The organism is Komagataeibacter melomenusus, assembly GCF_013155395.1.
GTDB classification, from domain to species: domain Bacteria; phylum Pseudomonadota; class Alphaproteobacteria; order Acetobacterales; family Acetobacteraceae; genus Komagataeibacter; species Komagataeibacter melomenusus.
This window is the reverse complement of record NZ_JABJWC010000065.1, coordinates 1-13,637: the sequence shown is the minus strand read 5'-3', so window position 1 is coordinate 13,637 and position 13,637 is coordinate 1. Positions and strand designations below refer to the sequence as shown.

General features: G+C 64.2%; 12 protein-coding genes. 8 read left to right on the top strand and 4 right to left on the bottom strand.

Annotated features, from left to right (window positions below; translation table 11 throughout):
• Positions 1-164: 164 nt before the first annotated feature.
• Together HNW77_RS15935 and HNW77_RS15930 are read right to left on the bottom strand one after the other, a co-directional pair.
• Complete coding sequence (locus HNW77_RS15935) at positions 165-968, bottom strand: NAD kinase (protein ID WP_172158979.1); 804 nt, start codon at positions 966-968, stop codon at positions 165-167.
• On the bottom strand, positions 965-1,816 hold the full coding sequence (locus HNW77_RS15930) for a carbon-nitrogen hydrolase family protein (RefSeq protein WP_172158977.1): 852 nt from the start codon (positions 1,814-1,816) through the stop codon (positions 965-967). Before HNW77_RS15930 ends, HNW77_RS15935 begins: the two co-directional genes overlap by 4 nt.
• A 141-nt stretch (positions 1,817-1,957) precedes the next feature.
• Here HNW77_RS15930 and HNW77_RS15925 point away from each other — a divergent pair, with 141 nt between their 5' ends.
• Positions 1,958-2,917: a cation diffusion facilitator family transporter gene (locus HNW77_RS15925; protein ID WP_172158975.1), complete on the top strand. Its 960-nt coding sequence runs from the start codon at positions 1,958-1,960 to the stop codon at positions 2,915-2,917.
• Here the strand turns inward: HNW77_RS15925 and serB are convergent.
• Positions 2,907-3,797, bottom strand: coding sequence for a phosphoserine phosphatase SerB (gene serB, locus HNW77_RS15920; RefSeq protein ID WP_172158974.1), 891 nt, complete (start codon positions 3,795-3,797; stop codon positions 2,907-2,909). The genes HNW77_RS15925 and serB overlap by 11 nt on opposite strands.
• Positions 3,798-3,827: 30 nt before the next feature.
• Between serB and miaA the strand changes: the two genes are divergently transcribed.
• The 6 genes from miaA to HNW77_RS15890 all read left to right on the top strand — a co-directional run bounded on the left by miaA (position 3,828) and on the right by HNW77_RS15890 (position 10,496).
• Positions 3,828-4,832 (top strand): tRNA (adenosine(37)-N6)-dimethylallyltransferase MiaA, encoded by a 1,005-nt coding sequence (gene miaA, locus HNW77_RS15915; protein WP_172158972.1) that lies wholly within the window; start codon positions 3,828-3,830, stop codon positions 4,830-4,832.
• A 72-nt stretch (positions 4,833-4,904) separates the two neighbouring features.
• Positions 4,905-6,725, top strand: coding sequence for a biosynthetic-type acetolactate synthase large subunit (gene ilvB, locus HNW77_RS15910; RefSeq protein WP_172158970.1), 1,821 nt, complete (start codon positions 4,905-4,907; stop codon positions 6,723-6,725).
• Between the two features lie 101 nt (positions 6,726-6,826).
• Entirely contained in the window at positions 6,827-7,342 is a 516-nt protein-coding gene (gene ilvN, locus HNW77_RS15905) for an acetolactate synthase small subunit (protein WP_061273845.1), read from the top strand.
• A gap of 50 nt (positions 7,343-7,392) precedes the next feature.
• On the top strand, positions 7,393-8,412 hold the full coding sequence (gene ilvC / locus HNW77_RS15900) for a ketol-acid reductoisomerase (RefSeq protein ID WP_141261413.1): 1,020 nt from the start codon (positions 7,393-7,395) through the stop codon (positions 8,410-8,412).
• Positions 8,413-8,553: 141 nt separating this feature from the next.
• Positions 8,554-9,282, top strand: coding sequence for a fumarylacetoacetate hydrolase family protein (locus tag HNW77_RS15895; protein WP_172158980.1), 729 nt, complete (start codon positions 8,554-8,556; stop codon positions 9,280-9,282).
• Positions 9,283-9,422: 140 nt separating this feature from the next.
• Positions 9,423-10,496, top strand: a complete 1,074-nt coding sequence (locus HNW77_RS15890) for an aldo/keto reductase (protein WP_172158969.1) — start codon at positions 9,423-9,425, stop codon at positions 10,494-10,496.
• Here HNW77_RS15890 and HNW77_RS15885 read toward each other — a convergent pair.
• Entirely contained in the window at positions 10,483-10,626 is a 144-nt protein-coding gene (locus tag HNW77_RS15885; RefSeq protein WP_172158967.1) for a hypothetical protein, read from the bottom strand. The genes HNW77_RS15890 and HNW77_RS15885 overlap by 14 nt on opposite strands.
• 286 nt (positions 10,627-10,912) lie before the next feature.
• Here HNW77_RS15885 and clpB point away from each other — a divergent pair, with 286 nt between their 5' ends.
• Positions 10,913-13,516: an ATP-dependent chaperone ClpB gene (gene clpB / locus HNW77_RS15880; protein WP_172158965.1), complete on the top strand. Its 2,604-nt coding sequence runs from the start codon at positions 10,913-10,915 to the stop codon at positions 13,514-13,516.
• Positions 13,517-13,637: the final 121 nt, after the last annotated feature.

Genomic DNA, 13,637 nt, shown 5'->3' with positions numbered 1-13,637 from the left:
CGTTTGCTTGCCAAGGCACAGCGGTTCCATTTTCGCCCATTGGGCATCCGTCAATATCAAGCGATCCATATGCAGTTTAAAGCACATCAGGGACCTTGTGAAAAATCAATTCCAAACAGACCCCAAAGCTTTTTGAAAAAAGCTTCACCAAAAACTTTTATCATTCAGGCCGTAAACTGTTCGGCGATGATCCGCTCCGAAAGGCTCTGCCCGGGGTCGAACAGCACGGTGGTGTGCAACTCGCGCGCCTCGCTGATCTCGACGGAGATCACATCACGCACCTCGGTAAAATCCGCCACGGCGGCGACGGGGCGCTTGTCGGTTTCCAGAATGTCAAAGCGCACCCGCGCGGTGGAGGGCAGCAGCGCCCCGCGCCACCGGCGCGGGCGGAAGGCGCTGATGGGCGTGAGCGGCAGCAGGTTGGCCGAGAGCGGCACGATCGGCCCGTGGGCCGAGAGGTTGTAGGCGGTCGAGCCCGCGGGGGTCGAGATCAGCACGCCATCGCAGATCAGTTCAGGCAGGCGCACGCGCCCGTCCACCCCGATGCGGATCTTGGCGGCCTGCCGTGTCTGGCGGAACAGGAACACGTCATTCAGCGCCAGGGCATGCACGCACTGGCCATCCATGGTGGTGGCCTTCATGCGCAGCGGGTGCAGGATGGCCACCTGGGCCGCTGCCAGGCGGGCGGGCAGGTCATCAGGCACGGCGGGGTTCATCAAAAAGCCCACCGTGCCGCAGTTGATGCCATAAACCGGCAGCGTGCGCCCAAGGGTGGTGTGCAGCGTCTCCAGCATGAAGCCATCGCCGCCAAGGCAGATCAGGGCCTCCGCCTCATCGGGCGGGCACTGGCCGTACTGGCCCGTCAGGCGTTCGCACCACAGTTCGGCGCTCTCGTTGGGGGCGGCGGCGAAGCATAGTCTTGTCGGGATGTACCCATCGGCCCAGCCGGGGTACGACATATCGGTCATGGGGTGTGGATGGACAGGCGGTGATGCGCCATGACCGGCATGCGCGCACGTGTGCTGTCAATCACGCCGCGTTCGATGCGCGCGGTGCTCCAGCCCGGCCCGTCGGAGACCTGGGCCACGATCGTGCCCCATGGGTCGATGATCATGGAATGGCCATAGGTGCGGCGCGACTGGCCGGAGGCATCGGTGTGGGTGCCGGTCGTGCCGCAGGCCACCATCCAGCACTGTGTCTCGATGGCGCGGGCGCGCAGCAGCGTCTCCCAATGGGCAAGCCCGGTCTCGACGGTAAAGGCGGCGGGTACCAGCAGCACGTTGGCGCCACGCGCGCGCAGCGCATGGAACAGCGCGGGGAAGCGGATATCGTAGCAGATGGCAAGCCCGGCGGTGAGATCGGCTGAAAGCGGGGCGGTGACGATGTCGGAGCCGGGCTCGTAGGTATCGCTCTCGCGGTAGCCCTCGCCGCCGGGCGTGGTCACGTCAAAGAGGTGGATCTTGCGGTAGCGCGCGATCTCGTGGCCCTGCGGGTTGAACACAAGGGCGGTATTGAACAGCTTCTCCCCATGCCGCTCGCCAATCGAGCCGCCATGCACGCTCACGCCATACGTGCGTGCGATGCCGGACAGGAAGCGGTACAGCGGCCCGGCCTCGCCCGTGCCATCGGGGGCGGGCAGTACCTCGGCTGCGGCGAATTTCATGTCGCGCGTGCCGCCAAGGCAACTCCACATTTCGGGCAGAACCACGAGGTCGGGCCTGTCGGCGGTGATGGCGGCGGTCATGAGGGCGCGCGCAGTGTCGATATTCTCGGGCGCGGAGGCGCCAGGCGCCATCTGGATGACGGTGGTGCGCATCTGGGCAGGTACTCCGTTAAGCAGTGCCGCGTGACCATAGGACAGGCCCCCAGCCCCCGCAACCGGCACGCAGGGCTGCCACACTGTTAAAAGAGGAGGTGGCGCGATAGGATGGCCCCCTGGCTCAATATTGAAAAATCAATGGCACATTCCTCATCTTCCCGAACGGTCATCTTCGCGGCCCTTGGTGGCAACCTGCTGGTGGCGGCCACCAAGTTTGGCGCGGCCTTTCTTACGGGCAGCGCCTCCATGCTCAGCGAGGCCATCCATTCCCTGATCGATACCGGCAACCAGGGCCTGCTGCTCGTGGGCATGAAGCGCGCGACCCGCCCGGCCACGGCCACGCATCCGTTCGGCTACGGGCTTGAGCTGTATTTCTGGACCTTCGTGGTGGCGCTCCTCATCTTTGGCCTCGGTGCTGGCGTTTCGCTGTATGAGGGGATCATCCACATCATCCATCCGCAGCCGGTGGCGCATGTGCTGGTCAATTACGCCGTGCTGGTGGCGAGCATCGTGTTCGAGGGCTCGGTGTGGCTGATGGCGCTGCGGGCGTTCCGCAAGGAGGGCAAGGGCAGGCGTGGCTGGGTGGAGGCCGTGCAGATGAGCAAGGACCCCACCGTGTTCACGGTCCTGTTCGAGGATACGGCGGCGCTGAGCGGGCTGTTCGTGGCCCTGCTGGGCAATGTGCTGGCCGAGTGGCTGGACATGCCGGTGCTCGATGGCGTGGCGTCGATCATCATTGCCTTTATTCTGGCCGTGACGGCAACTTTCCTTGCGCGCGAATCCCAGTCGCTGCTGACGGGCGAGGGCGTTGCGCCGGAAGTGCTGCGCGCGCTGCGCACCATGGCGCTGGGGGCGGACGGGGTGGAGCGGCTGAACGAGATCCGCTCCATGCACTTCGGCCCGCGCGACGTGCTGGTGGTGATCAGCCTCGATTTTCGCAATGACATGACGGCAGGGCAGGTCGAGATCGTGGTCAGCACGCTCGAGCGCCAGATCAAGCAGGCCTACCCCGAGGTCACGCGCGTGTTCATCGAGGCGCAGGACAGCCGTGGCCAGCCCGCCGCCACCGCCGCCCGCGGCACGGCCGTTACGCCGTGACGAATTCCGCCGCCCGGTAGCCCTGCGCGAAGAGCAGGCTGCGCAGCGTGGTGGCATTGACCTGGTTGCTGATCTCGCGCCGCACGGCAGGCTTGGCATGGAAGGCGATGCCCAGCCCCGCCACCCGCAGCATGGCCAGGTCATTCGCGCCATCGCCGGTGGCCAGCGCCTCTTCCTCGCTGACGCCACCCGCCGCGACAAGGCGCCGCAGGTGCGCAAGCTTGGCGTCCGGGCCCAAAATGGGCTGGCCCACCGCGCCGGTCAGGCTGTCGCCTGTGGCCAGCAGGGTGTTGGCGTGGTTTTCATCAAAGCCGCACAGTTCTGCCACCCGGCTGGTAAAGAACGTGAACCCGCCAGACACCAGCGCCGTACGTGCGCCATTGGCCCCCATGGTGCGCACCAGTTCGATTGCCCCCGTGTTGAGCTTGACGTCCTTCCACGCTTTTTCCAGCAAGGTCACGGGTAGGCCGCGCAGCAGGGCCACGCGCTCGCGCAGGGCGGCCTCGAATTCGATCTCGCCATTCATGGAGCGGCGCGTGATCTCGGCAATCTTCTCGCCAATGCCGGCATGGGTCGCGATGTCGTCCAGCGTCTCGCAACTGACGATGGTGCTGTCCATGTCAGCCACCAGCACGCGCTTGCGGCGGTGGGCTGCGGGGGTTACCAGCACGTCGATATGGCCCTTGGCGAACATGTCGCGCAGGGCCGCGATGTTGGGAGCCGTGCAGGCCATCTCGACCGCTTCGCCTTCCGACAGGGTAACGGGTGCGGCAGCGCGGGCAAGGTCGCGCGCGGCTTCGATATCAACCGCCGTAAGCGATGTGGCGTCACGGTTGGCCACCAGTACAAGGGTATGGGCGTGGGAGGGGGAATCAGCCATGGGGTCCGGGTCAGTGAAAGGAATGGAACAATGACACGCCCCCCGTCCGGGCAGGCGCGCGTGGCGCTAATCGTGGCGGGTCCGACCTGTTCGGGCAAGTCCGCACTCGCGCTGGCCCTTGCGCGCGCGGTGGACGGTACCATCATCAACACCGATTCGATGCAGGTCTATCGCGACCTGCGCATTCTCACCGCCCGCCCCACCGTGGCGGAGGAAGCCTGCGTGCCCCATGCGCTGTATGGCGTGCTGCCCGCTTTGCGCAATGGCTCGGTGGCGTGGTGGCGTGAGCAGGCGCTGACGGTGGCGGGTCGCGCGTGGGATGCCGGGCGCGTGCCGATATTCTGTGGTGGCACGGGCATGTATTTCCGCGCCCTGACCGATGGGCTGGCTGATATTCCGCAGCCGTCGCCCGCCATCCGCGAACAGGCGCGTGGCCTGCTGGCCGAACTCGGCGCCCCCGCCCTGCATGCCCGCCTGCAGCAGCTTGACCCCGAAACCGCCGCCACCCTGCGCCCCAATGATGGCCAGCGCCTTGCCCGCGCGTGGGAGGTGCGTGCCGCCACCGGCCGCGGCATGGCGTGGTGGCGGCGAGAGGCCGTGCTGCCCGGGCTTGATGCCCGCTTCATTGCCGTCAGGCTGCACCCGGCGCGTGACGGGCTGCGCGCGGCCATTGCCCGGCGCTTCCATGCCATGATGGAGCAGGGCGCCATGGCGGAGGTGGAAGCCCTGCTGGCCCAGAACCTGCCGCCCGACCTGCCCGCCATGCGCGCCCATGGCGTGCCTGAACTTGCCGCCGTGCTGCGCGGTGAAATGACGCGGGCGGATGCGGCGGCGCGCGCCATTACATTGACCGGCCAATATACCAAGCGGCAGGCCACATGGTTCGCCCATCATGCGTGTGCTGCCCCGGCGGACACGTTTTTATATGAAAAACGATTCGAAAAAGACAAAACCGCGCAACAAATGGAAAGCGAAGCCGATAAAATCATTTCTTTTGTTATTAAACGCATTGACGCGGGCCAAGGCATTCCGTAAACCCGGCCCGGGATTTCGCCTGATCAGGGGTGGCCGGATTGTTCTGGCCACCAGCGGCGAAGGAGCAGGACCATGAACACAGCACCGCACCAGACCGACATGAAGCCTCACGCAGCGGGCACGGATACATCCGTACTCACCGGTGCGGAGGTGCTTCTGCGCGTACTGGCCGAGCAGGGGGTCGAAGTCATTTTCGGCTATCCCGGTGGCGCGGTCCTGCCGATTTATGATGCCATTTTCCGCCAGAATGCGATTCGCCACGTGCTGGTCCGCCACGAGCAGGCCGCCGTGCACGCGGCCGAGGCCTATGCCCGCTCGACGGGCAAGGTGGGCGTGGTGCTCGTCACCAGCGGGCCGGGTGCGACCAACACCGTGACCGGGTTGCTCGACGCCATGCTGGATTCGATTCCGGTTGTCTGCTTCTCGGGCCAGGTGGGCGTGCCGCTGATCGGCACCGATGCCTTCCAGGAGGCGGATACGACCGGCATCACCCGCCCGGCCACCAAATACAATTACCTCATCCGCCGGGCGGATGACGTGGCGCCGTGCGTGCATGAGGCCTTCCATATCGCGCGCAGCGGCCGCCCCGGCCCGGTGCTGGTCGACCTGCCCAAGAACCTGATGGTCGGCCCCGCACCCTATAGCGACGCCCCGCGCGTGCCGCACCCGTCCTACCGCCCGCAGACCGAGCCGGGCCGCGACGTGATCGCGCGCGCCGTGGCCGCCATGAAGGGCGCGCGCCGCCCGCTGTTCTATACCGGCGGCGGCATCATCAATGCCGGGCCTGAGGCATCGGCCGCCCTGCGCCGGCTGGTGGAAAAGACGGGTTTCCCGTGCACCTCCACGCTGATGGGGCTGGGGTCGATGCCGGCGGGCGACCGGCGCTTCCTGGGCATGCTGGGCATGCACGGCACGTACGAGGCCAACATGGCCACCCATGGCTGCGATGTGCTGATCGCGCTTGGCTCGCGCTTTGATGACCGCGTGACCGGCAGGCTCGATGCGTTCTCGCCCGGCTCGTTCAAGATCCATGCCGATATCGACCCCAGCCAGATCAACAAGATCGTGCAGGTTGACGTGGGCATCGTGGGCGATGCGCGGCGCGTGATCGAGATGATGCTCGAAGAATGGGAGTGCACGCCCGCCAATACCCGCCAGCCCATCGACATGGCGCAGTGGTGGCACCAGATCAACGAATGGCGCAAGATGGACAGCCTGGGCTTCGTGCAGGACAGGGCGCCCGAGGCGATCATCCGCCCGCAATACGCCATCCGCCGCCTGCATGAACTCGCCACCGCCACCGGGCGCGACACCTATGTCTCGACCGAGGTGGGGCAGCACCAGATGTGGGCGGCCCAGCATTTCGGGTTTGACAAGCCCAATCGCTGGCTGACCTCGGGCGGGCTGGGCACCATGGGCTACGGCCTGCCGGCCGCCGTTGGCGCGCAGATTGCCCACCCCGATGCGCTGGTGATCGACATCGCGGGCGAGGCCTCGACGCTGATGAACATCCAGGAACTGTCCACCATCGCGCAGTACCGCCTGCCGGTTAAGGTGTTCATCCTCAACAACCAGTATATGGGCATGGTGCGCCAGTGGCAGGAACTGCTGCATGACTCGCGCTATTCCGAGAGCTACAGCGCGGCCCTGCCCGATTTTGTCAGGCTTGCGGAAAGCTTCCATGGCAAGGGCCTGCGCGCGACCTGCATGGGTGAGCTTGATGGCGTGATAGCCGAAATGCTGGCCCATCCCGGCCCGGTGGTGGCGGATATATGCGTGGCGCAGGATGAAAACTGCTACCCCATGATCCCCTCGGGGGCGGCGCATAACCAGATGCTGCTTGGCCCCGGCCAGGATGACGAGATCAGCGCCGAAGGCCGCATGCTGGTCTGATCGCGCGCCTGCCTGCGGCGATTGTGCCGCAGGCTTTTCTGTCCTTTTCCTGCCGCCCCTGTTCCCGCAGGGCGGCGCCCCAAGCAGTCAGGAAACACATCATGACCACGCAGCAGGAGAGCCCGGTCTCCGCGGTCATTTCCATTCAGGTCGAGAACGAAAGCGGCGCGCTTGCCCGCGTGATCGGCCTGTTCTCAGGTCGTGGGTACAATATCGAGAGCCTGACCGTGGCCGCGGTGGATGAAACCCGCCGCCAGTCGCGCATCAATATCGTGACCACCGCAACCCCGCATGTGCTGGGCCAGATCCGCGCGCAGGTGGAGCGGCTGGTGCCGGTGTACCGCGTGGCGGTCATGACCGGGCGCGAGCCGCACGTGGCGCGCGAGATGGCGCTCGTCAAGGTGATTGCCAGTGGCGAGCGCCGGGCCGATGCGCTGCGCATTGCGCAGGCCTTCCGCGCGCACCCGGTTGATGCCTCGGCCACCTCGTTCGTCTTTGAGCTGACCGGCGCGTCCGACAAGCTTGATGCCTTCATCGACCTCATGCGTCCCCTTGGCCTGGCCGAGGTCTCGCGCACGGGCATTGCCGCCATCGCCCGTGGGGCGGCAATCCTGTAAGGGTCGCGTTTTCTACTTCATCCGTTTTTCATTCCTCAAGGAGCAAGACCATGCGCGTCTATTATGATCGCGATGCCGACGTGAACCTGATCAAGAGCAAGAAGGTTGCCATCATCGGCTACGGCAGCCAGGGCCATGCCCATGCCAACAACCTCAAGGATTCCGGCGTGACCGACATCGTTGTCGGCCTGCGCCCCGAATCCACCGCCGTTGCCAAGGCCGAGGCCGCCGGCTTCAAGGTCATGACCCCCGCCGATGCCGCCAAGTGGGCCGACGTGGTGATGGTGCTGACGCCGGATGAAGGCCAGGGCGCGCTGTACAAGGAATCGCTGGAGAAGAACCTCAAGCAGGGTGCGGCGCTTGCCTTCGCCCATGGCCTGGCCATCCACTTCCGCATCATCGAGGCGCGTCCCGACCTTGACGTGTTCCTGATCGCGCCCAAGGGCCCCGGCCACACCGTGCGTTCGGAATACCAGAAGGGTGGCGGCGTGCCGTCGCTGGTGGCCGTGGCGCAGAACGCCTCGGGCAATGCGCTTGAAATCGCGCTGTCCTATGCCTCCGCCAACGGCGGTGGCCGTGCGGGCATCATCGAGACCACTTTCAAGGAAGAGGTCGAGACCGACCTGTTCGGTGAGCAGGCCGTGCTGTGCGGTGGCCTGGTCGAGCTGATCCGCGCGGGCTTCGAGACGCTGGTTGAAGCCGGTTACGCCCCCGAGATGGCCTATTTCGAGTGCCTGCACGAAATGAAGCTGATCGTCGACCTGATCTATGAAGGCGGCATCGCGAACATGAACTACTCCATCTCCAACACCGCGGAGTATGGTGAATACGTGTCCGGCCCGCGCGTGATCACGCCGGAAACCAAGGTCGAGATGAAGAAGATCCTGACCGACATTCAGGATGGCACCTTCGTGCGCAACTTCATCTTGGAAAACCAGTCCGGCAACATCGGCTTCAAGGCCACCCGTGCGCGTAACAACGAGCACCAGATCGAGAAGGTGGGCGAGAAGCTGCGCGCCATGATGTCGTGGATCGGCAAGAACAAGCTGGTCGACAAGGCCCGCAACTGATCTGCGCAAAATAACGCAGGCGCCCTGTCGCCACCGTATTTTTCAGCGCCAGCCGGTCTGTTCCGGCTGGCGTTTTTTTTATGTCCGCTTTCATGGGGCGCCCCCGCATTTGCCGTGACACGACCGGGCACGGGTGCCACCATGCGCGCCGGTATGAACAGCCAGGAGCGCCGGATCGTGACGGACTACGTAATTCCCCCCTACACCCTTCCTGTCGTGCCTGTGGAGGGGAGTGCGGGTGTCTTTCCTGTCAGGCGGATATGGTGCGTGGGGCAGAATTATGCCGCCCATGCGCGCGAGATGGGCAGCAACCCCGAGCGCTCCGAACCCTTCTTTTTTGCCAAGCCCGGTGATGCGGTGGTGCCCGGTGGCGGGTTGCTGCCGTTTCCCGTCAGCACGGCCGACCTGCACCATGAGGTGGAACTTGTCGCCGCCATCGGGCGCGAGGGGGCTGACATTCCGGTAGAGAAGGCGCTCGCGCATATCTATGGCTACGCGGTGGGGCTGGACATGACCCGGCGCGACCTGCAGGCCGCCGCCAAGAAGGCGGGCCGCCCGTGGGCGCTGGCCAAGGGGTTTGACCAGTCCTGTCCCATCTCCGCCATTGTGCCGGCCGTGCGCATTGGCCACCCCGAAAGCGGGGTCATTGCCCTGAGCGTCAATGGCGAGCAGCGCCAGAAAGGCGACCTGATGGAGATGATCTGGTCCGTGCCCGAGATCATCTCCTGCCTCAGCCGTTTTGTCACCCTCGCGCCGGGCGACCTGATCATGACCGGCACGCCCTCGGGCGTGGGGCCGGTCAGGCGGGGCGATGTGCTGCATGCCACCTGTGCCGGGGTGGGCGAACTGAACGTGACCTATACCGGCTGAAGCCTGTCATACGCAGTGACTGTAATTTTTAAGGCGGCGTTCGCCCGGAGCTTTTTGAAAAAAGCTTCGCCAAAAACGTCTCATTGTTTTCAGCATCGTGTGTAGCAGGCGTTTTACAGACCTTCAGGGGAGGAAAAGAGATGCAATACCGCCAGCTTGGCCGTTCGGGCCTCAGGATTTCAGCCTTCACGCTGGGCACCATGACCTTTGGAGGCAAGGGTGATTTCGCCAAGACCGGCGATACCGACCTTGCCGGTGCCCGCCGCCAGCTTGACCTGTGCATCGAGGCCGGGATCAACATGTTCGATACGGCGGATATCTATTCAGCCGGCGTATCGGAGGAAATTCTGGGTGCTGCGCTCAAGGGCCGCAGCGATGACATCATGGTCACCACCAAGGCCCGCTTTACCATGGGCACGGGCGCCAATGATGCCGGGCTGTCGCGCTATCACCTCATCCGCGCGTGCGAGGCCAGCCTCAAGCGGCTGGGGCGTGACCATATCGACCTGTATTACCTGCATGAATGGGATGGCCAGACCCCGCTCGATGAAACGCTGGAGGCGCTCGATACCCTGACCCGCGCGGGCAAGATCCGCTATACCGGGGTGTCCAACTTCTCGGCCTGGCACCTGATGAAGGCGCTGTCGGTGGCCGAGCGTGACCGGTTGATCGCACCCGTGGCGCAGCAGATCTATTATTCGCTGCAGGCGCGCGAGGCGGAATATGAACTGCTGCCGCTTTCGCGCGATCAGGGCATTGGCGTGCAGGTGTGGAGTCCCATGGCCGGGGGCCTGCTTTCGGGCAAGTACCGCCGCGGCAGGCCGCAGCCCGCAGGCACGCGCCAGATCGAGAAATGGGGCGAGCCGCCGGTTCACGACATTGAAAAACTCTATGACGTGGTCGAAGTGCTCGTCAGCATTGCCGAGGCCCGCAACATTTCCGCAGCGCAGGTGGCGCTGGCGTGGGTGGCGCAGCGGCCTGCCATTACCTCCATCGTGATCGGCGCGCGCACCGAGGCGCAGCTTGTCGATAACCTCAAGGCCGCCGACCTTGTGCTGAGTGCGGAAGAAATCAGCCGCCTTGATGCCGCAAGTGCGCCGCCGCTGCTCTATCCCTACTGGCATCAGGCCAGTAATGCGTCCGATCGCCTCTCGGCCGCCGACCTGCTGCTGCTTGGCCCCGCGGTGGCGGCCAAGGTGGCTAAGCCAGAATAAGAAACGGAAGTTTCTGGGTGCCGCCTTTTTTCAAAAAGGCGGCGTTTCCCTGAAGCTTTTTGAAAAAAGCTTCACCAAAAACTTCTTTACTGCTGATGGTTTTTTGTGGGGGCAGATTTGCATCCTGCATCAATCGTCCATGACCTGTGCAGGGTCTCTTCATAACGTCCCGGGCGAATGGCCGTTACGCCGATAAGGCACGGCAAGCTTGATCTGGATCAAGGTTGCAAACCCTGCGCCAATGGTCAGCTAACCTCATGATCAGACACGGCATGGAAGACGGGAACTGGCAGCCAGTATCTTGTAATAACATCGGATGGACCCCATCTGGATTCCAGCGCCTTGCCGTTGCCTGTTGAGGGACGGCGCAAAGGCAGAACCATCATTGTCGCCTGATTGAAAGGGACGAAGACCATATGAATATCGAGAAATTCACGGAACGCTCGCGCGGTTTCCTGCAGGCCGCCCAGACCATCGCCATGCGTGACTACAACCAGCAGCTTACGCCCGAGCACCTGCTCAAGGCGCTGCTTGATGATGATCAGGGAGCAGCCTCGGCCCTGATCCGCGCCGCCGGTGGTAACGTGCCCGCCATTACCAGCGCCAACGAGGCCGCCCTTGCCAAACTGCCCAAGGTGCAGGGCAGCGGCGCAGGCCAGCCCAGTGCGACGGGTGAACTGGTGCGCGTGCTTGATGCCGCCGAGCAGGCCGCGCAGAAGGCGGGCGACGGCTTTGTGGCGCAGGACCGCCTGCTGGCCGCCATTGCCGCATCCGAAACACCCGCGGGTCAGGCCCTGCGTGCCGGCGGGGCGACACCCCAGGCACTGGAAAAAGCCATTGCCACCATCCGCAAGGGACGCACCGTGGATAGCGAAAACGCCGAAGCCAATTTTGACGCGCTGAAGAAATACGCCCGCGACGTGACCGAGGTGGCCCTTCAGGGCAAGCTCGATCCGGTCATTGGCCGTGATGAGGAAATCCGCCGCGCCATTCAGGTGCTGGCACGGCGCAGCAAGAACAACCCGGTCCTGATCGGTGAGCCGGGCGTGGGCAAGACCGCCATTGTCGAAGGGCTGGCCCAGCGTATCGTCAATGGCGATGTGCCCGAGGCGCTCAAGAACAAGAAGCTGCTCTCGCTCGACATGGGCGCGCTGGTGGCAGGTGCCAAGTTCCGTGGCGAGTTCGAGGAACGCCTCAAGGCGGTGCTCAAGGAAATCGAATCCGCCGAAGGGCAGATCATCCTGTTCATCGATGAGATGCACACCCTCGTGGGCGCAGGGCGCAGCGACGGCGCGATGGATGCCTCCAACCTCATCAAGCCCGAACTCGCCCGTGGCGTGCTGCACTGCATCGGTGCGACCACGCTTGATGAATACCGCAAGTATATCGAGAAGGACGCAGCCCTCGCCCGGCGCTTCCAGCCGGTCTATGTGGGTGAGCCGACGGTGGCCGATACCATCTCCATCCTGCGCGGCATCAAGGAGAAATACGAACTCCATCACGGTATCCGTATCTCCGACGGCGCGCTGGTGGCGGCGGCGACGCTGTCCAACCGCTACATCACCGACCGCTTCCTGCCCGACAAGGCGATTGATCTGGTCGATGAGGCTGCAAGCCGCCTGCGCATGCAGATCGACAGCAAGCCCGAGGAACTCGATGAACTCGACCGCCGCCTGATCCAGCTCAAGATCGAGCGCGAAGCCATCCGCAAGGAAGACGACGCGGCGAGCAAGGAGCGTCTGGTCAAGCTGGAAGCCGAACTGTCGGAACTGCAGGAGAAATCTGATGCGCTGACCGCTGCCTGGCATGCTGAAAAGGACCGCGTGAACGCGGTGCAGAAGCTGCAGGAGGAAATGGACCAGATCCGCTCGGATATCGAGATCGCCCAGCGCAAGGGCGACCTCGCCCGGGCATCGGAGCTGATGTACAGCCGCCTGCCCCAGCTTCAGGCCCAGATTGCCAAGGCGCAGGAAGAGGCTGACCAGATCAGCAAGGGCGATGGCATGGTCAGCGATACCGTGACCGATCAGGGCATCGCCGCCGTGGTCTCGCGCTGGACCGGCGTGCCGGTGGACCGCATGCTCGAGGGCGAGCGCGCCAAGCTGCTGCGCATGGAAGATGAACTGCGCAAGAGCGTGGTGGGTCAGGAACCGGCCCTCAAGGCGGTATCGAACGCGGTGCGCCGTGCGCGTGCCGGGCTGCAGGACCCCAACCGCCCCATCGGCTCGTTCCTGTTCCTTGGCCCGACGGGCGTGGGCAAGACCGAGTTGTGCAAGGCGCTGGCCCGCTTCCTGTTTGATGACGAGAAGGCCCTGCTGCGCATCGACATGAGCGAGTTCATGGAGAAGCACGCCGTCTCGCGGCTTGTCGGTGCCCCTCCCGGTTACGTTGGCTATGAGGAAGGCGGCGTGCTGACCGAGGCCGTGCGCCGCAGGCCCTATCAGGTCATCCTGTTCGATGAGGTGGAGAAGGCGCATGAGGATGTGTTCAACATCCTGCTGCAGGTGCTCGATGATGGTCGCCTGACCGATGGCCAGGGGCGCACGGTCGACTTCCGCAATACCCTGATCGTGCTGACCAGTAACCTCGGCTCCGAAGTGCTGGCCCATCTGCCCGATGGGGAATCGGTTGAGAGCGTGCGGCCCGAGGTCATGCAGGTTGTGCGCAACCACTTCCGGCCCGAGTTCCTCAACCGTCTGGACGAGATTATCCTGTTCTCGCGCCTGCAGAAGGCGGATATGGGCAAGATCGTGGAAATCCAGATCGGTCGCCTGCGCAAGCTGCTTGCCGAGCGCAACATCCAGCTCCGTCTGGACAAGGGCGGCGAGACCTGGCTGGCGAATGAGGGCTACGACCCGGTCTATGGTGCGCGTCCGCTCAAGCGCGTGATCCAGCGTGCCCTGCAGAACCCGCTCGCGGGCCTGCTGCTTGAAGGCACCATCCATGACGGCGAAACCGTGACCGTTGATGCGAAGGATGACCACCTGACCATCAATGGCACCGAGATTGAGGCCGACTGATACCCACGCACCGCAGTGGCTTTGAGGAAAGGAGGGGCTTGCCCCTCCTTTTTTCATATAAATTTCATTCTGGTGCACTTTTTTTGGTGCGGTTTGTGAATGTTATGGGTGTTTTATGGCG

Excerpts from the sequence above, each read along its gene's own strand:
- HNW77_RS15935 (WP_172158979.1), bottom strand. The coding sequence starts at position 968 with ATGACCGATATGTCGTACCCCGGCTGGGCCGATGGGTACATCCCGACA.
- serB (WP_172158974.1), bottom strand. The coding sequence starts at position 3,797 with ATGGCTGATTCCCCCTCCCACGCCCATACCCTTGTACTGGTGGCCAAC.
- HNW77_RS15890 (WP_172158969.1), top strand. The coding sequence starts at position 9,423 with ATGCAATACCGCCAGCTTGGCCGTTCGGGCCTCAGGATTTCAGCCTTC.
- HNW77_RS15925 (WP_172158975.1), top strand. The coding sequence starts at position 1,958 with ATGGCACATTCCTCATCTTCCCGAACGGTCATCTTCGCGGCCCTTGGT.
- clpB (WP_172158965.1), top strand. The coding sequence starts at position 10,913 with ATGAATATCGAGAAATTCACGGAACGCTCGCGCGGTTTCCTGCAGGCC.
- ilvB (WP_172158970.1), top strand. The coding sequence starts at position 4,905 with ATGAACACAGCACCGCACCAGACCGACATGAAGCCTCACGCAGCGGGC.
- HNW77_RS15895 (WP_172158980.1), top strand. The coding sequence starts at position 8,554 with ATGCGCGCCGGTATGAACAGCCAGGAGCGCCGGATCGTGACGGACTAC.
- ilvN (WP_061273845.1), top strand. The coding sequence starts at position 6,827 with ATGACCACGCAGCAGGAGAGCCCGGTCTCCGCGGTCATTTCCATTCAG.
- miaA (WP_172158972.1), top strand. The coding sequence starts at position 3,828 with ATGACACGCCCCCCGTCCGGGCAGGCGCGCGTGGCGCTAATCGTGGCG.
- HNW77_RS15885 (WP_172158967.1), bottom strand. The coding sequence starts at position 10,626 with ATGCAGGATGCAAATCTGCCCCCACAAAAAACCATCAGCAGTAAAGAA.
- ilvC (WP_141261413.1), top strand. The coding sequence starts at position 7,393 with ATGCGCGTCTATTATGATCGCGATGCCGACGTGAACCTGATCAAGAGC.
- HNW77_RS15930 (WP_172158977.1), bottom strand. The coding sequence starts at position 1,816 with ATGCGCACCACCGTCATCCAGATGGCGCCTGGCGCCTCCGCGCCCGAG.